The organism is Streptomyces sp. NPDC093598, assembly GCF_044764825.1.
Classification (GTDB): Bacteria; Actinomycetota; Actinomycetes; order Streptomycetales; family Streptomycetaceae; genus Streptomyces.
In genome coordinates this window covers 101,407-121,899 of sequence record NZ_JBIWIV010000010.1, presented here as the reverse complement: position 1 = coordinate 121,899, position 20,493 = coordinate 101,407, and the positions used below count along the sequence as shown (strand labels likewise).

Genomic DNA, 20,493 nt, shown 5'->3' with positions numbered 1-20,493 from the left:
GATCAGTCGGTCTTCGCCCAGCTGGGCGTCTTGGCCTGCGGCGACTGGTGCAGCGGCACGACGGGGGTGATGGCGGGCATCTCCTGTGTGCGTTCGGCCGCGGTCTCGGCGAGTTTGCGGATGTCGAGGCGGCGTTCGGCGTCGGCGAGGCGCCCTTCGAGATCGGCGACCCACCGGTTGCGCACGTCCAGGTCGGCCCGGGTGGCGGCGTGGGCGCGCTTCTCCTGGGCGAGTTCGGCCTCCAGGTCGGTGGCGTACTGGTCCTGGATCACGAAGAAGTCGTCGGCGGCGGCCTGCCGGTTGAGGAGGACGACGTTCTCCTCGCGCAGCTGGCCGACGAGCTCCTCCAGTTCGGCGATGCGGTCGTGGGCCCGGTGGCTGCCGGTGCCCTTCAGGCCGGGGATGCGGTCGACGATGCTCACTGCCCCTCCCGGAGGCGTTCGTTGATGGCCGTGGCGGCGGCGAGCCGGGCTTCGAGCTCGGTCGCGCGGCCCTGCAGCCGTCGGATCTCGGCGCGCACCCGGGCGTCGGCTGGCTGCTGGCTGATGCGGTCGCAGAACTCCTCGAACGACTCAAGGAGCCCGGCGTCGATGGAGGCCTGGTAGTTGGCCCGGCCGAGCCAGCCGGCGATCCCGGGCACGACCACCGACGGGGGCAGTGCGGCCAGGTCGACGGCGGTCTCGGGGGCGGGTGCTGTCATGACACGGCCTCCTCGGTCGGAGCGGGGGCCAGTTCGAGTGCCTGCCGGATGGCGCCGACCCACTCGGGGACCGGCAGCGGGTTCTCCCAGCGGAGGGCCTGCTGCTCTGCCTTGTCGCAGGCGTCGGCCACGGCCTGGACGCTGCGGCTGAGGTAGGCCATCTCCTCGACGACGGTGGGCTCCTGGCCGATGTACTTCGCCAGTGCCGCCTCCAGCTCGGTGATGCGGTCCCGCTGCCCGCGCAGCGCCTGCACTGCGTCGTCGAGGGCCTCGTTCGTGGTGTGCCGCTCCACCTCCAGCTCGGCGACACGGGTCCGCAGTGCGTCCGCCTCACGCTTCGTTGTGCGGGTCTCGTTCTCCGCCCGGGGAGTCAGACGCTCGCTCATGCGGCACCTCCGGCGGTGTCTGCGGGGATGTGGGTGCCGCCGTCGCGCCAGGCGTAGGCGCGGATGGCGTTGGGCGTGTACGGCTGGCGGACGATCGCCATCACGTCGTCGTCCCAGTAGCCGAGGAAGATGTCGTCGACGTCCGCGACCAGCTCCGGGGACGGGGTGGGGGCGGTCATGACGCCTCCTCGCTGACGCAGGTGCAGCGGGTGGTCATGCCAGAGACGTATGCGCAGGTGGCGTCGTGGCCGCCGCGGGGCGGGAAGGGCTCCTCCGTGCGGGCCGCGTACAGGGCCTCGCGGTGGTCATCCATCGCGGCCTCGCGGTTGCCCGCCTTCTTCGACGAGCGGTTGATGACGTAGCCGCCCAGGAAGAACCCGGCGTGCCGCTTGTCTTCGCTCTCGTCGAAAATGACGGTGTCGTAGTAGCCGCCGCCGATGCGGACGGTCGACACGAGCAGGTTCTTGGTGTCGGACTTGACGGGCGTCTGCCGGACGATCTTCGGTGAGCGGAGCTGTGGAATCATGGACACGGCGGTCCCTTTCGTTGCGTGCTCTGGATGGGGACTGCGAGGTCGCCCGGACTTGGCCGTTGGGGCGGCCTCTTTGCCGCTCAGGCGGCGGCGCGGGCCGGCTTGCGCGACATGCGCGGCTCCGGCGGGCGGGACTCGTGGGCGCGGCCGGTGTCGGGCTCGCCGTCGATCTCGGTCTGCAGGAACTCGTCCAGCTCGGTGATCTTGTAGGCGAGCTTGCGGCCGATTCGGACCGGCTTGGGCCCCTTGCCGAGGTGGGCGTAGTTCCAGAGGGTCTTGACGCTGCGGCCGATGCGGCGGGCCGCGTCGGGGGTCCAGAGGTAGCCGGCGGGCGGGGGCGTGGGGACCTTGGCGGGCCTGGGCACGTCCTCTCCTTCCTATGTGGGGGTCATTCCGATGTCAGCATGTCCCTGTTCTGGGGACGACGGAGGCATGAAAAGCACCAGCACGGCGACACCGAGGGCCTCCGCGACTGCGTGAGCGTCGTTGACGTCGAGATTGTCGAGCTCTCCGGCGAGCAGGCGGTGCACCTGAGAGCGGGATACGCCACTCGCTTCCGCAAGAGAGCGGACGGTGTATGGGACCCCCCGACCTGGGCTTTTCATTATCTTTCTGAAGGTGTCCAGGTCTCTCAGGACGTAGCGCACACTCATGGATCTCCCCGTTGCAGAGGTGCCTTTCACTGCCCTTGAGTTAACCGCCACAGGGACGATCTGTCAACAGAATCGGGACAGACTACCGGCGAGTATCGGCAAAGTTCCCGTCTGGATAGCATCGTCCCGTGGACGATCTGTCCCAGATCCGAGATGGTTGTAGGGACTGAGCTGGTACTTTTCCCGCGCTATCCGATACCTAGAGAGACAGCCGGTGTGACAGTGACGCGAGAGGAAGACGACATGACGGCAGCGGCCACCGCCCCTGACCAAGGCGCGGCCCAGCCCAACCCTGCGACAGGAGCGCTCTCACGGCTCATCCTGGAGGCCAACAAGTCCGGCATCACCTACCAGGAGATGGCCGACCGTGGCATCGACCCGGACGGCAAGAAGCTCCCGAAGCAGTGGTACCAGAAGCTCGTCAGCACGCCCCCCGTGAACCCGCCGTCCCCGAACCAAATGCGGGCGATCGCGGCTGCCATCAGCAAGCCTTTCCGGCGAGTCCAGGAGGCTACCGCCGAACAGTGGCTCCTCTACGAGGCCACCGAACTGGCCGGCTATGACGAGGAGGTCCGCCTCATCGTCGGCCACCTCGCAGGCAAGCCGAAGGCCGAGTTGATGAAGTGGCGCTACATGATCGAGGCCGAGGAGCGCGCGAAGCGCGAGTCGGGCGAGTAGCTGGCGGCGCCCCACCGGGCGCCACCTGATCACTCTTGTCTCTATGTAGACATTTCTTCAACGGATTGTCGACGACTCTCAGTAGACGTACCCTTCACCAACCGTGCAGTTTCGGCCGTTCTGGCTCAGAGTGCATCGCTGTCCCTGGGGAGGGCTCATGCTTCACGTCACCTACGAGGCCGTCAACGACCTACCACCCGGCAGGCTAGTCCACGTCGACGAAGACCGAGGAAGAGTCGCGATCCGCTTCGACGAAGACGCACCCCTGCAAGACGTCGTCCGCGACTTCAACATAGAGGTCGACCGCATGGTGCGGTCCGCACGCTGGTTCCAGCTGTGGGACGACGAGATCGTGTCCTCCAACAGCCCCAGACACCCCCTCCGGATCGAATTCATCCTGGAGAAGAGGGAGCGCCGAGGGGTGCTCTTCGAGGAACGCAAGGGAGATCTCAAGGCGTTCGTCGACCCAGACATCGACGTGACCCGCTTCGCCGCCGTCATGAACACCCTCACCGCGCAGCACCTCTCCGGAGGGCGCTGGTTCCAGCTGTACGGTGGCGAGATCCACGACGCTTCGCCGGGGTCGATGAGCAAGGTCTGAACGAACGGGGGCCACGTTGCCCGGATACATTGAAGACCGCTGGTACAAGAAGGGGCCCGACGGCAAGCGCAACGTCCCAACCGAGCGGCACGGGCAGGGGAAGCGGTACAAGGTCACCGGCATCCCGGGGGTGCGCTCGCGCTCCTTCCCGGACGGCAAGCTCGCCGCGGCCAAGAAGTGGCTCGCCGAGGCTCAGACCGACAGCGGCCGAGGTGACTGGTACGACCCGCGGGACGGGTCCATCACCCTCGACGACTACGTCCGCAACCACTGGTGGCCGCACACCCGTTACCCGCCCACCAGCAAGGTGGCGGTGCGGTCGAAGGTGTTCAACCACATCCTCCCGCACATCGGCACGCTGCCGCTGAGCCGCATCGGTTATGAGGAGATCCTGGCCTGGCAGGCGCGGGCCGAGCAGAGCATCGATACTCGCACGCTCGTTGTGGCCTGGGCGCACTTCTCGTCCATTTTGCAAGCCGCGCACAAGGCGAAGAGGATCCCGAACAACCCCTTCCGGGACCCCGACCTTCGGGCTCCCCGTCTGCCCAAGTCGAAGGCGCTCGCCTGGGATCAGCAGACGGTCAGCGCTGTACGTGCCGCCATGCCGGAGCGCTACCAGATCCTGGTGAACCTGGCCGTTGGCGCCGGCCACCGGCAGGGCGAGGCGCTGGGCTTCTCACCTGACGATGTGGACGGCGAGAACATTCACGTCGTGCGGCAGATCGTGAAAGTGAACGGCAAGTTCGGGTTCGCGCCGCCGAAGGGTAACAAGGAGCGCGTCGCGCCGTGCAGCCCCGAATTGGCGGAGGCGATCAAGGAGCACGCCAACCGCTTCCCGACCCTGGAGGTGACGCTCCCCTGGGTGGATCCGGACCGGCCGAACCTGGCATGGGGGGATCGGCCGAAGAGGACTGTGCGGCTCTTGGTCACCACTGAGTTCACTGCGGGCCTGCGTGGTGGGGCGATTAACAAGGACGCCTTCAATGACGGCATCTGGAAGCCTGCCCTGGCTGACGCCGGCCTCATCTCGCCGGGCGAGGTGACCTACGTGCAGCCCAAGAGCGGCAAGACGGCGTGGCGCAAGCGGGTGTGGGAGATGCCGCGGGAGTTCGGCTTCCACGTCCTGCGGCACACGTTCGCTAGCGTGGTCCTGGCCGAAGGTGAGACCATCACTCAGCTGGCCGCGTGGCTGGGCCACAGCGACCCAGCGTTCACGCTCCGGACTTACGTGCACTTCATGCCGAAGTCCGGCAGCCGCGGCAGGGCGGCGCTCGGGCGTTTCATCTCTCAGCCCCCTACTAATGGATCTCCCCAGATCCTCCCCAGTGCTGATTGATCATGAAGCGATAGGCCTGCAGCACCTCACAGGCGCGAGCGCTGAGGGACGGTAGCCGGGTCCGCTGGGGTGCTTCGGGTCGCGTATTGAGGGACGGGCGCGGCATCGGTCCCTGTGTCTCTGACCAGCCCATATCTCAGGGCGCCCTGGCCGGGCCCCTCGTTGACGTCCTCGTCCACGGCCTCCCAGCTCGACGGGAAGACGGTCAGGCCGTAGTCGCAGCCCCGTTCGTTCTGGGTGAGGGTGACGGAGCCGTCGAGGTAGAAGTACTCGTTCTGCCACATCTGCTGGGTGCCGGGCGGGAGGACGGCGTAGCCGATGCCGGGGCCGCCCATGCCGGTGGCGTAGCCGTTCGGGGCGCCGGGCAGCGGGTCGTCCATCCGCCGCCAGCCGCCGGACGCCACGTGGAACAGCTCGCCCTTCAGACCGGTCCAGGACGGCATGACCAGCGCGCCGGGCCGGGATTTGGGCGAGATCTGCCAGCGGACCAGGACGTAGCCCCGGCCGCTGAGCGTCACGCTGTCGCCGCGGTGCTGCATGACCGCCTTCGGGCCGCCGGTGCTGGTGATGCCGGACTCGGGACGGCGCGGCAGGGCGGCGGGCCGGGTGTCCGGGTCGGGGGCGCGGTCGACGGCGTCGACGACGGTGCCGTACGGGTCGGCCTTCTTCGTCGCCGACGGCGAGGACGTGGGGGTGGGGGCGGGCGGTGCGGACGACCGCGGCGGTTCGGAAGTGGCCGCGGCCGTGGGCGCGATGGCGGCCCGGGGCGGCGGGGCGTCCGGCGGCTGGGTGACGACGTAGGCGCCGCCCGCGACGATCGTCGCGCCCGCCGTCACCGCGAGGGCCGGCTTGGTGAGCGCGCCGAGCAGCTTGGCGGACCACCCGGCGGAGGTGGCGGCCACGGCCGTCTTGCCTCCGAAGGCGAGCGACAGGGTGAACCCGACGGGCAGCGGGACGAGGGCGATGCCGGCCAGGAGGCGTTCGGCCGGGACGACGGACTCGCGGGTGCCGCCGCAGTAGCCGCAGCCGCGGATGTGCCGGGCCAGCCGCTTGCGCCACACCGAGTCGGGCCGGCCGTTCCAGCGGCCGGTCAGCTCGCGCAGGTCGGGGCAGGCTCCGTCGAGGGCGCGCACGATGCCTCGCGAGGTCTCCAGGCGCTCCTTCATCCGCTGGACGCGCACGGCGGCGTGCTGCCGGGTGATGCCTACGGCGGCGGCCATCTCGCGCCGGGTCAGTTCGCCCGCGACCTCCAGCCACCACAGCGACAGCAGCTGCCGGTCCTCGTCGTCGAGCCACCGCACCGCCTCGGCGACCTCGCGCCGCTGCCCCTCCAGCTGGAGCCGCAGCACGGTCAGTTCGGCGAAGTCGGCGGCCACCGCCTCCTCCAGCCGGACCGGGGTCCTGCGCCGGGCGCGGTCCCGTATCTGCCGCATGGCGATCGCCACCAGCCAGGACCGGAAGCTGTCGGGGTCGCGCAGCGAACCCAGGTTGCCGACGGCGCGCAGCATGGTCTCCTGGACGACGTCGTCCACGTCGGCGTGCCCGTTCAGGGCCCGGCCCACGATGTTGTAGACCAGCGGCAGCCAGCCCGCGACCAGCTCGTCCAGCGCCCGCCGGTCACCGGCCTGCGCGGCCGTGATGACGGCGCGCCAGTGCTCACTGTCCACGGGAGCCTCTCGCCGGCTGAGATCGGTACTTCTCCGCACGCACCCTCTCAGGCAGGACGGGGGTCTTGGCTATGTGGGGGATCACATGCGGGGAGACGGCGTGAAGGTTCTCGGGATAACAGTTTTTGTCAGCGGCCGAACGCCGGGGCGGCCGTCGGCTCGGTCAGCGCCTCCAGCCGCTTGATCCGCTGCCGGACGACGTACAGCGGGATCACCCCGAACATCCCGAAGGCCATGTCGATCACCGACCACCAGAAGGGGATCCCGCGGAGCGGTCCGCAGATCAGGGCGAGCGGGACGATCCCCGCGCAGGCGATCATGCCGAACTCGACGACCCAGATGTTGCGGACCGGGTCACGGTAGGGCCCGTAGAAGGCGACCGCGATCACCAGGTGCGCAAACGCCAGCCAGTCCGTGCCGTAGAGGAGGAAGGGGTATTCGGCGTCGGCCTGGTCCAGGCCGGCCCGGACCCGCTCGATCCAGTCCGTCAGCCCGGGCAGGTACTCGCCGACGGAGAGCGCGCGCAACAGGTCCTCGGTCCACCGCAGTTCGTGGACCAGGGGAAAGGCCGTGGCGCCGCTGAGCACCAGGCACACGACGAAGAAGACCAGCCAGGCACGGATGCCCTTCACCAGGGCGGCTCTGTCGTTCATGGAGGCACTCTACGCCCGTGTTGAACGCGTTCAAAAATGGGGTCCGGGCAACGGAACGGCCCCGGGCGGCAGCGCCCGGGGCCGTTCACGACCGAACCGCGTGACTACGCGTCCAGCGACGTCATCACGTGCTTGATCCGCGTGTAGTCGTCGAAGCCGTACCCCGAGAGGTCCTTGCCGTAGCCGGACTTCTTGAAGCCGCCGTGCGGCATCTCGGCGACCAGCGGGATGTGCGTGTTGATCCACACACAGCCGAAGTCGAGCTTCTTGGACATCCGCATGGCACGGCCGTGGTCCTTGGTCCACACCGAGGAGGCCAGCGCGTACTCGACGCCGTTGGCCCACTCCACCGCCTGCTCCTCGTCGGAGAAGGACTGCACGGTGATGACCGGGCCGAAGACCTCGTTCTGGATGATCTCGTCGGTCTGCTTCAGGCCCGAGACGACGGTCGGCGCGTAGAAGTAGCCCTTGTCGCCGACCCGCTTGCCGCCGGCCTCCACGCGCGCGTGCGCGGGCAGCCGGTCGATGAAGCCCTCGACCTGCTTGAGCTGGTTGGGGTTGTTGAGCGGGCCGTACAGCACGTCCTCGTCGTCCGGCTGCCCGGTCTTCGTCTCGGAGGCGGCCTTCGCCAGTGCGGAGACGAACTCGTCGTGGATGGACTCGTGGACGAGCACGCGGGTGGCGGCGGTGCAGTCCTGGCCGGCGTTGAAGTAACCCGCGACCGAGATGTCCTCGACGGCCTTGGCGATGTCGGTGTCCTCGAAGACCAGGACCGGCGCCTTGCCGCCCAGCTCCAGGTGGACCCGCTTGACGTCCTTGGCGGCGGACTCGGCGACCTGGATGCCGGCGCGCACGGAACCGGTGATGGAGGCCATCGCCGGAGTCTCGTGCTCCACCATCAGGCGGCCGGTCTCGCGGTCGCCGCAGATGACGTTGAAGACGCCCTTGGGGACGATCGAGCCGATGATCTCGGCGATGAGGACCGTCGAGGCCGGCGTGGTGTCGGACGGCTTCAGCACGACGGTGTTGCCCGCCGCGATCGCCGGGGCGAACTTCCACACGGCCATCATCATCGGGTAGTTCCACGGCGCGACCTGCGCGCAGACACCGACCGGCTCCCGGCGCACGATGGAGGTCAGGCCCTCCATGTACTCACCGGCCGAGCGGCCCTCCAGCATCCGCGCCGCGCCCGCGAAGAAGCGGATCTGGTCGACCATCGGCGGGATCTCCTCGGAGCGGGTCAGCCCGACCGGCTTGCCCGTGTTCTCCACCTCGGCCGCGATCAGCTCCTCGGCGCGCTCCTCGAAGGCGTCCGCGATCTTCAGCAGGGCCTTCTGACGCTCGGCGGGCGTGGTGTCGCGCCAGCCGGGAAAGGCCTCGGCGGCCGCCGCCATCGCGGCGTCCACGTCCGCCTGCCCGGACAGCGGAGCGGTCGCGTACGCCTCGCCCGTCGCGGGATTGACCACCTCGGTGGTCCGTCCGTCGGCGGCGTCCCGGAACTCACCGCCGATGTAGTTGCGCAGACGACGCAGCTCGGTGCTCACTGCCGGCCCTCCAGTTCGGATGTCCAGTACTTGAGACACCCACCCTAGTCGGCCGACCCACGTTTTCAACACCCCCACTCCCTTCGATCGTGCGGAATCCGCAGGAGTCGGGGACTCAAACAACGGATTTCATCGATCTAGGCTTGCGGAAGTGTCGAGACCTCGTGCACAGTGACCTCGTGGCCAGTCGAAGCGCAGACCAGAAGGGCTCGCGGGAGCACCGCGAGTCCTCCCGCGAGTCCAGGAACGGCAGCTCGCCGCAGCTGGACGCCGTCTCCCTCGCCATCATCGAACAGCTCCAGGAGGACGGCCGCCGGCCGTACGCCGCCATCGGCAAGGCCGTGGGCCTGTCGGAGGCGGCCGTGCGCCAGCGCGTCCAGAAGCTGCTCGACCAGGGCGTGATGCAGATCGTCGCCGTCACGGACCCGCTCACCGTGGGCTTCCGCAGACAGGCGATGGTCGGCGTCAACGTCGAGGGCGACGTGGAGTCGGTCGCGGACGCGCTGTCGGCCATGTCCGAATGCGAGTACGTGGTGATGACCGCGGGTTCCTTCGACCTGATGGTGGAGATCGTCTGCGAGGACGACGACCACCTCCTGGACGTCATCAACAAACGCATTCGGGCCGTGCCCGGAGTGCGCTCCACCGAGAGCTTCGTCTACCTCAAGCTCAAGAAGCAGACCTACATGTGGGGAACCCGATAACCGTGAGGACCCGATAGCCGTGAGCAAGGACCTCTCCCAGACCGCGTACGACCACCTGTGGATGCACTTCACGCGCATGTCGTCGTACGAGAAGGCCCCCGTCCCCACCATCGTCCGGGGCGAGGGCACGTACATCTACGACGACAAGGGCAAGCGCTACCTGGACGGCCTCGCCGGTCTCTTCGTGGTGCAGGCCGGGCACGGCCGGGTCGAACTCGCCGAGACCGCCTTCAAGCAGGCGCAGGAACTGGCGTTCTTCCCGGTGTGGTCCTACGCCCACCCCAAGGCCGTCGAGCTGGCCGAGCGCCTCGCCGGGCACGCGCCGGGCGACCTGAACAAGGTCTTCTTCACCACCGGCGGCGGTGAGGCGGTGGAGACCGCCTGGAAGCTCGCCAAGCAGTACTTCAAGCTGGTCGGCAAGCCCACCAAGCACAAGGTCATCTCCCGTGCGGTCGCCTACCACGGCACCCCGCAGGGCGCCCTGTCCATCACCGGCCTGCCGGCTCTGAAGGCCCCCTTCGAGCCGCTGGTCCCGGGCGCCCACAAGGTCCCGAACACCAACATCTACCGCGCCCCGATCCACGGCGACGACCCCGAGGCCTACGGCCGCTGGGCCGCCGACCAGATCGAGCAGCAGATCCTCTTCGAGGGCCCGGACACGGTCGCGGCGGTCTTCCTGGAGCCGGTGCAGAACGCGGGCGGCTGCTTCCCGCCCCCGCCCGGCTACTTCCAGCGGGTCCGCGAGATCTGCGACCAGTACGACGTGCTGCTCGTCTCGGACGAGGTCATCTGTGCCTTCGGCCGTCTGGGCACCTACTTCGCCTGCGACAAGTTCGACTACGTGCCGGACATGATCACCTGCGCCAAGGGCATGACCTCGGGCTACTCCCCCATCGGCGCGTGCATCATCTCCGACCGCCTGGCCGAGCCGTTCTACAAGGGCGACAACACCTTCCTGCACGGCTACACCTTCGGCGGCCACCCGGTCTCCGCGGCCGTGGGCCTGGCCAACCTCGACCTGTTCGAGCGCGAGAACCTCAACCAGCACGTCCTGGACAACGAGGGCAACTTCCGCGCCACCCTGGAGAAGCTCCACGACCTGCCGATCGTCGGCGACGTCCGCGGCAACGGGTTCTTCTACGGCATCGAACTGGTGAAGGACAAGCACACCAAGGAGTCCTTCAACGACGAGGAGACCGAGCGCGTCCTGTACGGCTTCCTCTCCAAGGCGCTGTACGACAACGGCCTGTACTGCCGCGCCGACGACCGCGGCGACCCGGTCGTCCAGCTCGCCCCGCCGCTGATCTCCGACCAGTCGACGTTCGACGAGATCGAGCAGATCCTCCGCGCCACCCTTTCGGAGGCGTGGACCAAGCTCTGATCGTCCGTCGCTCCGATCGTCTGCCTGGATGATCAACACCGGCCCCGGTGCCGCCCGTCCGAGTGAGAAACGGCGGCCCGGGGCCGCGTGCTGTCCGGCGTCCCGCCGCCTTCTGCCTAGCGTGCCCAGTGACCGATCGGCCCTGCCTTCGTTCCCCCGCACGGGGGATGGCACGGGAACTACGGATCTGAACCGAGGTGTACGCGCATGGAGGCCCCGCCGGACAACGACGTGCTCTGGGCACGCGCCCTGCACTTCCAGCACGAAGACGGCTCGCCCGCGCTCTGCGGCGTCTCGCTCGGCGTGCGGGAGGGCGAGATCCTCGCCCTGAGCGGCCCGCGCGGCAGCGGCAAGACGACCCTGCTGCGGTGCCTGTCCGGCCTGGTGCCCGTCCGGCGCGGCGAGGTCTGGTTCAACAGCGTGCCCGTGCACACCATGGGCCCGCTCACCCGGGAGCGGCTGCGCCGCGACCGCTTCGGCTGGATCGACCCGGCGCCCTCCCTGGTCCCGGAGCTCAACGCCTGGGAGAACACCGCCCTGCCGCTGATGCTGCGCGGCACCAGCCGGCGCCGCGCCAAGAAGGCGGCCCTGGAGTGGCTGGAGCGCCTGGACATCGGCGACAGCGCCCGCAAACGCCCGCATCAACTGGTGCAGGCGGAGCGTCAGCGGGTCTGCATCGCCCGTGCCCTGGCCCCCGCGCCGTCGGTCCTGTTCGCCGACGAGCCCACGGCGCCCCTGCACCGGGCCGACCGGACGCATGTGCTGCGCACCCTCACCACGGCGGCCCGCTCCCACCGCATCACCGTCGTCCTGGCCACCCACGACGCGGAGACCGCGGCGCTCGCCGACCGCACGGTGTCCCTGCTCGACGGGCGGCGCGTGCAGACCGTGCACCTGCCTCCGGTCAGCGACAACGCCGAGCCGGAAGGCCGGGCAGCGTGCTCGCTCTCCGTCTGACCCGCGGCGCCCACCCCGCCGTCCAGCTGCGCCGCCTCCTGGTCGCGGCCGCCTCGGCGGGCACCGGCTTCCTGTTGCTCTGCGCCCTCGGCTACGCGCTGGGCCACCCCGGCTCCCCCGGCTCCGCCGTGCTGCGGCTGGCCTGGTGCACCGCTCCGATGGCCGCCACGGTGTACTTCGCGGTCGCGGTGGCCCGTACCGACCCGGGCACCAAGCCCCGCCCCGGTCTCTCGGCGATCGGTCTCGGGCCGGTGCGCCTGATGGCCGTCTCGGCGACGACGACAGCCCTGTCCTGCACCCTCGGCTCGATGCTGGCCCTGCTCGTCTTCCTGCACCTGCGGGGCGACCTGACGGGCATGCCCTTCGACGGCGCCGCCGCCGAGTGGCTCGCCGCCGGCCAGCCCCTGCCGCTGCCGGGCGCCCTGACCCTGCTGGCGCTCGTGCCCCTCGGCGCGTCGGTGGCCGTGGCGCTGACCCTGCGGCCGCGCGAGGCGGTGCCGGCCGGGCCCCGGGCCTCCCGGATGTACGGCCGCTTCGGCGCGTACCGGCGCACCAGCAACCGCGAGACCTTCGGGGCGTACGGCCGGTTCGGCCGGCAGATCGTCCGGCCCCCGCACGGCCGTACCGCCGTGCCCGCCGCGAAGAAGGGCGGCCCCCCGCCCGCCCGGACGGGCCAAGCGGCCTCCGCGGCGACGGTCGCGGGCCCCGGCGGGACGGTGAGCGCGGTCGCGGACCCCGCGCAACCGCCCGCGGCACACCCGGGCACCGTCGACCCGGCCGGGGACCTCCCTCCCGGCGCCCCGCACCCGGCCTCGGCGGAAGCGACGGGCAAGGGCCCGGCCGGTGATCCCGCCCAGTGGCTCAGCCCGCGTGCGGCGGCGCCGGACGCGGCCGGCGCCATCAGCCCCGCCGGGGCCCTGGCAAGACACGCCGACCCGAGCGTCGCCGCACCCGAGGCCGCCGACGACCCCGCAGCGCCCGACGCGGTCCTGCCGGACACCACCGCCGCCCCCTCCGGTCTCCCCTGGGGCATCACCGTGCTGGCCGCGGGCCTCGCCGTGGTGAGCTACACGAGCCGCACCGCCCCCACGCCACCCGACCTGTCCTTCTCCGGCGCCTCCCCCGGCGTGATGGCGGGCTGGGCGCTGGCCGCCGCCGGGCTGGCCCTGGCCGGTCCGGGCCTGACCCACCTGTGCGGACGGCTGCTCCAGTCGGCCCGCCCCGGCGCCCTGCGGCTCCTGGCCGGCCGCATCCTCATGGCGGAGGCCCTCCGTATCGGGCGCCCCCTGGGCGTCGTCAGCGCGGTCGCGTCCGCCGCGTGGGCCATGGCGCTGCTGCACGCCCCGGACGGGCTCTCGCTCGGCCCGCTCACCACCCTCGGCGTGCTCCTCGTGGCCGGCTGCACCGTGGCGACGCTCCTCACGGCCGCCGTCGAGGCCCGCCAGGCGCGCGCCGGCACCACCGCCGCACTGGTGCGCCTCGGCGCCCCGGCCACGATGCTGCGCAGCGCCGCCGCCCTCCGCGCGGGCGCGCTGCTCGCCCTGTTCGGCCCGCTCACCCTGACGGTCGCGGAACTGGCGGCGCTCCCCCTGGCACACTGAGCCCCGCGAACAGCCGCTGGAAAAGTCGTACGAAAAAAATCTCCGTACGGCGATGAGTTCCGGACCGGCACCCGGTCTATCCCCGCGTAACGGCACGGACTTGATGGGAGAGACCTCGCATGTACCAGCAGATGATCTTCGTGAACCTGTGCACCGGCGACCTGGACACCTCGAAGAAGTTCTTCACGGAGCTGGGCTTCACGATCAACGAGCAGTTCAGCGACGACACGACCGCCTCGGTCGTGATCAGCGAGACCATCGTGGTCATGGTGCACACCAAGGAGAAGTACTCCCAGTTCACCAAGAAGGAGATCGCGAACTCGACGACGACCAGCGAGGTGCTGCTCGCGCTGAGCGCCGAGAGCCGCGAGAAGGTCGACGAGCTGGTCGAGAAGGCGGTCGCGGCGGGCGGTTCCGTCTCGGGCGAGACCCAGGACCACGGCTTCATGTACGGCCGCGCTTTCGACGACGTGGACGGCCACACCTTCGAGGTCGTGTGGATGGACCCGGCGGCCGTCGAGGGCTGAGAGTCGCTGTGCCAGCATGGGCGGGTGCAGACGATGCCCGCCCATGCGGCCCACCATGACGACCGTGAGATAGAGACCCTCGAGGAGTTCGACGCGACGGTCTCGGCGCGCGGCACACTCGCCGGATACCGCGTCCAGGCCGTCGACCTGACGGACCGCACCCGCGAACTGCTCGGCACGGACACGGCGGGCGCGGTCTTCCTCGGCTGCGCGATGCGCGAGGAGGCGGCGGCGAAGGTCCGCGGCGACGGCGCCCTGGTCTTCCCGCCGGTCCCGGGTCTGCCCTTCGACCCGTACCGCGGCCTGGTCTACTCGCCGGACGAACTCTTCGCGTCACTGGCCGACGGTTACGAGGCCACGCCCGACGCCCTCGCCTACGCCTGGTTCCAGCGCACGAAGGCGGATCGCGACATCTACGCGTCCATGCTGCGCGCGGTCCACGACGACTCCGTGTCCGACGCGCTCGACGAACTCCTGTCCGGTGCCCGGGTGGTGGGCGTGATGGGCGGTCACGCGATGGCCCGCGGCACCGAGGAGTACGCCGGCGCCGCCCGGCTCGGCCGGGAACTGGCCCGCGCCGGCTTCACGATCGCCACCGGCGGCGGACCGGGCGCGATGGAGGCGGCGAACCTCGGCGCGTACGCGGCACCGTTCGGCGACGAGATGCTCACCGAGTCGCTCGAACTCCTCGCCAAGGCACCGCACTTCACTCCGTCCATCACCCAGTGGGCCTCGGCCGCCTTCGAGGTACGCACCCGCTGGCCCCAGGGCGGCCGTTCGGTCGGCATCCCGACCTGGTTCTACGGCCACGAGCCGCCGAACGCCTTCGCCTCCCACATCGCCAAGTACTTCGCCAACGCCACCCGCGAGGACGGCCTGCTGGCCCGGTCCGACGCGGGTGTGGTGTTCCTGCCGGGCGCCGCCGGGACCGTACAGGAGATCTTCGACAACGCGACGCCCAACTACTACGAGTCGCGCGGCGAGCCGACGCCGATGGTGCTGGTGAACCGCGCGCACTGGACGGAGAAGCTGCCCGCGTGGCCGCTGCTCCGGTCACTGGCCCGGGAGCGTTCGATGGAGGCGCGCATCGCGCTGGTGGAGCGGATCGAGGAGGCGCCGGAGGCGTTGAAACGTCTCGGCGGTTAATAAGAAGGCAAAGCAAGTGCTTGCAAGCTGCATATGCGTTGACACTACTTATGCAGCGCTTATAGACCTGTGAGCCTCCCGGTAGTGCTGATGCTCAGTCACGCTGCCTCAACCCCCCGCTTTAGCAATCCTGTAAAGGACAAACGTGGCAGTTCTGTCCGTATCCCGCCGCGCACGCGCCGTGCGCATCCTCGGTGTCGTCTCCGCCTCGGCCGCGCTCGCGCTCGGCACCGCCGGCAACGCGCTCGCCTGCAACATCAACGAGTTCTCCGCCGAGGCGAAGTGCGACGGCGACAAGGGCGTCATCACCGTCACCGACGTGGACCCCGCCGGTGTCCCGGCGACGGTCACGGTGTACCTGGAGAACAACGGCGCCGACGTGAAGAAGATCGGCGAGCAGGAGGTGAAGGGCTCGCGCGAAGGCACCACCATCACCTTCGCCGAGGACTGGAAGCCGAACGCCGAGTACCGCATCCACGTCAAGGCCGCTCCGTACGTCGACGAGGACATCAAGCCGAACCTCGTCACCCCTGCCACGGCCTGCAAGAAGGAGGAGGAGCCCCCGGCTTCGACTCCCCCTGCGACGCCCACCCCCTCGGCCTCCCCCTCCCAGCCGGCCGAGGAGACCGAGACCCCGGCTCCGGAGCCGTCGGAGAGCCAGAGCACCTCCCCGGCGGGCAACGCGCCCGCCCCGGCCGGTGACTCCAACCTCGCCGAGACCGGCGCCGACTCCAACACCGGCCTCATCGCCGGCATCGCGGCGGCCCTGGTCGTCGTCGGTGGCGGTGCGGTGTTCCTCGGCATGCGCCGTCGTGGGGCCGACAGCGACAGCTGACGCCCGCTCACACCGTGACGTGGCCCGTCCCCGATCCGGGGGCGGGCCACGTCCCGTTCACCCGAAAGTCGCCCGCTCCAGCCAGAACTCCAGCAGTTCCCGGTCGCCCAGCACCTCCAACTGCCGGGCATTCAACGGTAGTCGGCGGTAAAAGGCCAGCAACACGGAGGTCAGGGGCCCGCGCAGGGCGACCGTGGCCTTTTCATGGCCCCGGCGCCAGCGGACACCGTCCTCGGTGAGTTCGACGACCCACTCGGCGTTCAGGTCGGGTCCGGTGTCGGTGGCGTGCAGATGGATGCTGCGGCCCGGGCCGACCAGCTCCCCCACCACGTCGTGCGGTTCCGTCCGCTGCACGTACTCCACGATCTGGAGCCATTCGTCGATCGCGTCGGCGGCGACATCGGGCGCGACCTCGTAGGGCAGCCCGGCGGCGAGTGCGGCGTCGGCGCGGTGCACGGTGATCTCGTGCGTCATCCTTCGGGCCCAGAACCCGGAGCTCGCGATCCCCGCCCAGCCCCACACCTTCGTGTCCGGTCCGGCCTCCCGCAGCGTGGCGACGACCTGCTCGCCGGTCTGCGCCAGCCAGGCGTCCAGCGCGGCGGCGTCGCCGACGGCCTCGGGACCGGCCGCGCCCGGCACCTGCTCTTCGGGCACCTCCTCCTCGGCCCGGGTCCGCACCATCAGCTCCGCCCAGCGCAGGGCGCCGCCTGTGTGCCGGACGAGTTCCTCCAGCGACCAGTCGGGGCAGGTCGGCACGGTGCCGGACAGGTCGGCCCCGGAGATCACCACCTTCCTCAACAGGCCGATCTGGTGGGCGATCTCGTCGCAATAGCGGTCGTGTGCGAGTGGCGTCATGCCCCGCACCCTAGGGCGCGGACGATCAGGCGAGCACCACGATTTCCATCGCGTCGAACTCCACCCCGACCCGGTCCCCCACCTCGGGAGCGGCCCGCAGCGCGCACGCCGCCTCCAGACGGGGGGCGTCCTCCGGCTGGAGGCGGACGGCGACATGGGTGCCCTTGAAGGTGCGAGCGGTCACCGTGCAGCGCAGCCCCGAGTCGGCGGGCACCAAGCGCACTCCGGCGGGTCGCACGAGCAGCGTGCGCGTGCCCTGCGGGGCTCCCTCCGGCACCGGCACCTTGCCCCACGGCGTGTCCGCGGCCTCCGTCCCGACCGTCGCCTCGACCACGTTCTCGAAGCCGAGGAAGCGAGCGACGAACGCGTCGGCGGGCCGCTGCCACACCTCAAGGGGCGTACCGGACTGGGCGATCCGCCCGTCCCGCATCACCACGACCCGGTCGGCCAGCGCGAACGCCTCCCCTTGGTCGTGTGTCACGGCGAGCACGGTCGTGCCCAACCGGCCGAACAGTTCCCTCAGTTCGACGACCAGCCGTTCCCGCAGCGACCGGTCGAGCTGTCCCAGCGGCTCGTCCAGCATCAGCAGCCGGGGGCTCGGCGCCAGCGCCCGGGCCAGCGCCACCCGCTGCTGCTCCCCGCCGGACAGCGCGGCGACGGCCCGGCGGCCCGCGCCCGGCAGCCCCACGAGGTCCAGCAACTCCCGCACTCGTTCAGCCTGTTGTCGCTTCGACTCGCCGTGCATCCGCAGCCCGAAGGCCACGTTTCCGCCCACGTCCCGCTGCGGGAACAGCTGGTGGTCCTGGAACATCAGCCCGACCCCGCGCTTGTGCGCCGGCACGCCTGCCTGGTCGCGCCCGTCGAGCACCACCCGCCCGGAGTCGAGCGGCTGGAGCCCGGCCACCGCCCGCAGCAGGGTCGACTTGCCGCTGCCGCTGGGTCCGAGCACGCACACGATCTCGTGGTCGGCGACCTCCAGATCGACGGCGTCCAGCACGGCACGCCCGCCGAAGCGGACCGTCGCACCCTGCAGAGCCAGCAGCATCAGAACTCCCCCGTCCGGTCCGTGCGGAGCCTCTCCAGCACCAGCAGGGCCACGGCGCACACCACCATCAGAATCGTCGAAAGGGCCATCGCCTGGCCGTAGTTGAGGTCCCCGGGCCGCCCCAGCAGCCGGGCCACGGCCACCGGCAGCGTCGGCCGGTCGGGCCGTGCGATGAACACCGTCGCGCCGAACTCCCCGAGGGACACGGCGAAGGCGAACCCGGCCGCGATCAGCAGCGCCCGCCGCACCATCGGCAGGTCCACCTCCCGCCACACCCGCCAGGGCGAGGCACCCAGCACCGAGGCCGCCTCCCGCAGTCGTACGTCCACCGCCCGCAGCACGGGCAGCATGGTCCGCACCACGAACGGCACTCCGACCAGCGCCTGCGCGAGCGGCACCAGGATCCAGGAGGACCTGAGGTCCAGCGGCGGCTCGTCGAGGGAGATCAGGAACCCGAAGCCGACGGTCACCGCGGACACCCCGAGCGGCAGCATCAGCAGCGCGTCGAAGCCGCGCACGAACCGCCCGGCGTCCCGGCGGGTGAGCGCGACCGCGGCGAGCCCTCCGATCGCCACGGCGATGAGCGTGGCGGCGACGGCGTACGCCAGCGAGTTGCCGATCGCCTCGATCGGCGGGACCAGGAACACTCCCCCGTCCTCGCTGGTCAGCGCCCGGTAGTAGCCAAAGCCCGGCGCACCGAGGGACCGCTGCACCAGCACGGCCGGCGGCAGCACGAGCAGCACGGCGACGGTGACGAGAACCCCGCCCAGCAGCGCCCACTGCCCCGCGCCGCGCGGCCGGCGCGCGGTCACGGACGCGTCCACCAGCCGCAGCGCGGTCTCCCGCCGCCGCACGGTCCAGGCGTGCAGGGCGAGGATCGCGCCCACCGCGACGAACTGGATCAGCGTCAGCACGGCGGCCGTGGACAGGTCGAAGATCTCGGACGTCTGCCGGTAGATCTCCACCTCCAGGGTGGAGAAGGTGGGCCCGCCGAGGATCTGCACGACGCCGAAGGAGGTGAAGGTGAACAGGAAGACCATGAGTGCGGCGGCGGCCACGGCCGGGGCGAGCGCGGGCAGGGTGACCTGCCGCCAGGCCTTCAGCGGGGACGCCCCGAGCATCCGGGCGGCCTCCTCCTGCCGCGGGTCCAGCTGCCCCCAGAGCCCGCCGACCGTCCGGACGACGACCGCGTAGTTGAAGAAGACGTGCGCGAGCAGGATCGCCCACACGGTGGTGTCCAGCCGTACGCCCCACAGCTCGTCGAGCAGCCCGCCCCGCCCGACCAGCGCCAGGAACGCCGTACCGACGACGACCGTCGGCAGCACGAACGGCACGGTCACCACCGCCCGCAGGACCTGCTTGCCCGGGAAGTCGAAGCGCGCGAAGACGTACGCGCCGGGCAGCGCGACGAGCAGGGTGAGCGCGGTGGAGACCAGCGCCTGCCAGGTGGTGAACCACAGGACGTGCCGGACGTCGGACTGCGCCAGCACCTCCCCGATCCGTGCGAGGTGCCAGGTCCCGTCGGCCTTCAGACCGCGCGCGACGATCGCGGCGACGGGGTAGGCGAAGAAGACGGCGAAGAACGCGACCGGCACGGCCAGCAGACCGAACCGCGCCGCCGCGCCCCGCCTCCGAACGGCTACTTCAGTACGAGTGAGGTCCACGACTTGACCCACTGGTCGCGATGGTCGGCGATCTTCGCCGGGTCCATGGTCTCGGGGTCCTTCGCCTGCGGCCCGTACTGCACGAACTCCGGCGGCACCTGGGCGCCCTCGCGCACCGGGTACACGAACATGTTGAGCGGCATGTCCTGCTGGAACCGCTCGCTGATCAGGAAGTCCAGGAACGCCTTGCCGCCCTTGGTGTTCTTCGCGTTGCTGAGCAGCCCCGCGTACTCGACCTGCCGGAAGCAGGTGCCCTCGGCGACCCCGGTCGGCGCCGTGCTCGGCTTCGGGTCGGCGAAGACGACCTCGGCGGGCGGCGAGGAGGCGTACGACACGACGAGCGGCCGGTCGCCCTTGGCCTTCTTGCCGCCGGCCGAGCCGGAGAACTCCTCGTTGTAGGCCTGCTCCCAGCCGTCGACGACCTTCACGCCGTTGGCCTTGAGCTTCTTCCAGTAGCCCTCCCAGCCGGCGTCCCCGTACTTCGCGGCGGTGCCGAGCAGGAAGCCGAGCCCGGGCGAGGAGGCGGAGGCGTTCTCGGTCACGAGCAGGTTCCTGTACTGCGGCTTGACGAGATCGTCGAAGCTCCGCGGCGGTTCCAGCTTGTGATCGGCGAAGTACTTCTTGTCGTAGTTCACGCAGATGTCGCCGGTGTCGACGGGCGTGACGCGATGCTGTTCCTGATCGACCCGGTACTCGGCCTTGATCCGGTCGGAGCCCTTCGCCTCGTACGGCTGGAAGAGGCCGTTGTCGAGGGCGCGGGACAGCAGGGTGTTGTCGACGCCGAAGAAGACGTCACCCTGCGGGTTGTCCTTGGTCAGGATGGCCTTGTTCACGGCCTGCCCGGCATCGCCGTCCTTCAGGACGTCGACCTTGTAGCCGGACTGCTTCTCGAAGGCCGCGATGACGTCCTTGGACGCGGCCCACGAGTCGTGGCTGACGAGCGTCACGGTCTTGGAGTCACCGGACCCCTGACCGCCGTCGGACGACCCGCACGCGGCGAGCGTGCCGGCCATGCCGAGTCCGACGAC

At 70.4% G+C, this 20,493-nt stretch carries 24 protein-coding genes; 10 read left to right on the top strand and 14 right to left on the bottom strand.

Annotation, left to right across the window (positions count from 1 at the left end):
* Positions 1–2 precede the first annotated feature (2 nt).
* The 7 genes from ACIRDU_RS26435 to ACIRDU_RS26405 form a co-directional block, all read right to left on the bottom strand.
* Positions 3–422 (bottom strand): hypothetical protein, encoded by a 420-nt coding sequence (locus ACIRDU_RS26435; protein ID WP_403583461.1) that lies wholly within the window; start codon positions 420–422, stop codon positions 3–5.
* Positions 419–700: a hypothetical protein gene (locus tag ACIRDU_RS26430; protein WP_403583459.1), complete on the bottom strand. Its 282-nt coding sequence runs from the start codon at positions 698–700 to the stop codon at positions 419–421. The genes ACIRDU_RS26435 and ACIRDU_RS26430 overlap by 4 nt, the downstream gene beginning before the upstream one ends.
* Positions 697–1,086, bottom strand: coding sequence for a hypothetical protein (locus ACIRDU_RS26425; RefSeq protein ID WP_403583457.1), 390 nt, complete (start codon positions 1,084–1,086; stop codon positions 697–699). Before ACIRDU_RS26425 ends, ACIRDU_RS26430 begins: the two co-directional genes overlap by 4 nt.
* The gene (locus ACIRDU_RS26420) at positions 1,083–1,265 is read right to left on the bottom strand and encodes a hypothetical protein (protein ID WP_403583455.1); all 183 of its coding nucleotides are present in this window, start codon (positions 1,263–1,265) and stop codon (positions 1,083–1,085) included. Before ACIRDU_RS26420 ends, ACIRDU_RS26425 begins: the two co-directional genes overlap by 4 nt.
* A complete protein-coding gene (locus ACIRDU_RS26415) occupies positions 1,262–1,612 on the bottom strand; it encodes a hypothetical protein (RefSeq protein ID WP_403583453.1) in 351 nt (116 codons plus the stop codon). The genes ACIRDU_RS26420 and ACIRDU_RS26415 overlap by 4 nt, the downstream gene beginning before the upstream one ends.
* Before the next feature lie 86 nt (positions 1,613–1,698).
* Positions 1,699–1,983 (bottom strand): helix-turn-helix transcriptional regulator, encoded by a 285-nt coding sequence (locus ACIRDU_RS26410; RefSeq protein ID WP_403583450.1) that lies wholly within the window; start codon positions 1,981–1,983, stop codon positions 1,699–1,701.
* Positions 1,984–1,995: 12 nt separating this feature from the next.
* Positions 1,996–2,223, bottom strand: coding sequence for a helix-turn-helix domain-containing protein (locus ACIRDU_RS26405; RefSeq protein WP_403583827.1), 228 nt, complete (start codon positions 2,221–2,223; stop codon positions 1,996–1,998).
* Between the two features lie 291 nt (positions 2,224–2,514).
* Here ACIRDU_RS26405 and ACIRDU_RS26400 point away from each other — a divergent pair, with 291 nt between their 5' ends.
* From ACIRDU_RS26400 to ACIRDU_RS26390, 3 genes are all read left to right on the top strand, one after another.
* Positions 2,515–2,949 (top strand): hypothetical protein, encoded by a 435-nt coding sequence (locus ACIRDU_RS26400; RefSeq protein WP_403583448.1) that lies wholly within the window; start codon positions 2,515–2,517, stop codon positions 2,947–2,949.
* Between the two features lie 157 nt (positions 2,950–3,106).
* Complete coding sequence (locus tag ACIRDU_RS26395; protein ID WP_403583445.1) at positions 3,107–3,550, top strand: hypothetical protein; 444 nt, start codon at positions 3,107–3,109, stop codon at positions 3,548–3,550.
* Positions 3,551–3,566: 16 nt separating this feature from the next.
* Positions 3,567–4,886, top strand: a complete 1,320-nt coding sequence (locus ACIRDU_RS26390) for a tyrosine-type recombinase/integrase (protein WP_403583442.1) — start codon at positions 3,567–3,569, stop codon at positions 4,884–4,886.
* A 26-nt stretch (positions 4,887–4,912) separates the two neighbouring features.
* On the opposite strand, the gene ACIRDU_RS26385 is transcribed toward ACIRDU_RS26390, so the two are convergent.
* The 3 genes from ACIRDU_RS26385 to ACIRDU_RS26375 all read right to left on the bottom strand — a co-directional run bounded on the left by ACIRDU_RS26385 (position 4,913) and on the right by ACIRDU_RS26375 (position 8,750).
* Positions 4,913–6,553: an RNA polymerase sigma factor gene (locus ACIRDU_RS26385; RefSeq protein ID WP_403583439.1), complete on the bottom strand. Its 1,641-nt coding sequence runs from the start codon at positions 6,551–6,553 to the stop codon at positions 4,913–4,915.
* A gap of 128 nt (positions 6,554–6,681) precedes the next feature.
* Positions 6,682–7,206: a hypothetical protein gene (locus tag ACIRDU_RS26380; RefSeq protein ID WP_403583437.1), complete on the bottom strand. Its 525-nt coding sequence runs from the start codon at positions 7,204–7,206 to the stop codon at positions 6,682–6,684.
* A 104-nt stretch (positions 7,207–7,310) separates the two neighbouring features.
* Positions 7,311–8,750: a gamma-aminobutyraldehyde dehydrogenase gene (locus ACIRDU_RS26375; RefSeq protein ID WP_403583435.1), complete on the bottom strand. Its 1,440-nt coding sequence runs from the start codon at positions 8,748–8,750 to the stop codon at positions 7,311–7,313.
* A gap of 164 nt (positions 8,751–8,914) precedes the next feature.
* On the opposite strand from ACIRDU_RS26375, the gene ACIRDU_RS26370 reads away from it, so the two are divergent.
* From ACIRDU_RS26370 to ACIRDU_RS26340, 7 genes are all read left to right on the top strand, one after another.
* Entirely contained in the window at positions 8,915–9,454 is a 540-nt protein-coding gene (locus ACIRDU_RS26370; RefSeq protein WP_283970295.1) for an Lrp/AsnC family transcriptional regulator, read from the top strand.
* Positions 9,455–9,473: 19 nt separating this feature from the next.
* Positions 9,474–10,835, top strand: a complete 1,362-nt coding sequence (locus tag ACIRDU_RS26365; RefSeq protein ID WP_390989306.1) for an aspartate aminotransferase family protein — start codon at positions 9,474–9,476, stop codon at positions 10,833–10,835.
* Positions 10,836–11,042: 207 nt separating this feature from the next.
* Positions 11,043–11,792 carry an ABC transporter ATP-binding protein gene (locus ACIRDU_RS26360; RefSeq protein WP_403583432.1) on the top strand — a complete coding sequence of 250 codons (750 nt, stop codon included), beginning with the start codon at positions 11,043–11,045 and terminating at the stop codon, positions 11,790–11,792.
* Positions 11,774–13,393, top strand: a complete 1,620-nt coding sequence (locus tag ACIRDU_RS26355; RefSeq protein WP_403583430.1) for a hypothetical protein — start codon at positions 11,774–11,776, stop codon at positions 13,391–13,393. Before ACIRDU_RS26360 ends, ACIRDU_RS26355 begins: the two co-directional genes overlap by 19 nt.
* 119 nt (positions 13,394–13,512) lie before the next feature.
* A complete protein-coding gene (locus ACIRDU_RS26350) occupies positions 13,513–13,920 on the top strand; it encodes a VOC family protein (protein WP_403583427.1) in 408 nt (135 codons plus the stop codon).
* 24 nt (positions 13,921–13,944) lie between these two features.
* Positions 13,945–15,066 carry an LOG family protein gene (locus ACIRDU_RS26345; RefSeq protein WP_403583424.1) on the top strand — a complete coding sequence of 374 codons (1,122 nt, stop codon included), beginning with the start codon at positions 13,945–13,947 and terminating at the stop codon, positions 15,064–15,066.
* A gap of 145 nt (positions 15,067–15,211) precedes the next feature.
* Positions 15,212–15,901 (top strand): LAETG motif-containing sortase-dependent surface protein, encoded by a 690-nt coding sequence (locus tag ACIRDU_RS26340; RefSeq protein WP_403583422.1) that lies wholly within the window; start codon positions 15,212–15,214, stop codon positions 15,899–15,901.
* A gap of 57 nt (positions 15,902–15,958) precedes the next feature.
* Here the strand turns inward: ACIRDU_RS26340 and ACIRDU_RS26335 are convergent, their stop codons facing one another.
* Genes ACIRDU_RS26335 through ACIRDU_RS26320 form a run of 4 tightly spaced genes read right to left on the bottom strand, consistent with a single transcriptional unit; the run spans position 15,959 to position 20,478 of the window.
* Positions 15,959–16,756 (bottom strand): maleylpyruvate isomerase family mycothiol-dependent enzyme, encoded by a 798-nt coding sequence (locus tag ACIRDU_RS26335; RefSeq protein WP_403583419.1) that lies wholly within the window; start codon positions 16,754–16,756, stop codon positions 15,959–15,961.
* Between the two features lie 25 nt (positions 16,757–16,781).
* A complete protein-coding gene (locus ACIRDU_RS26330; RefSeq protein WP_403583416.1) occupies positions 16,782–17,801 on the bottom strand; it encodes an ABC transporter ATP-binding protein in 1,020 nt (339 codons plus the stop codon).
* A complete protein-coding gene (locus ACIRDU_RS26325) occupies positions 17,801–19,402 on the bottom strand; it encodes an ABC transporter permease (protein ID WP_403583823.1) in 1,602 nt (533 codons plus the stop codon). The genes ACIRDU_RS26330 and ACIRDU_RS26325 overlap by 1 nt, the downstream gene beginning before the upstream one ends.
* A gap of 38 nt (positions 19,403–19,440) precedes the next feature.
* Entirely contained in the window at positions 19,441–20,478 is a 1,038-nt protein-coding gene (locus tag ACIRDU_RS26320; protein WP_403583820.1) for a thiamine ABC transporter substrate binding subunit, read from the bottom strand.
* Between the last annotated feature and the right edge of the window lie 15 nt (positions 20,479–20,493).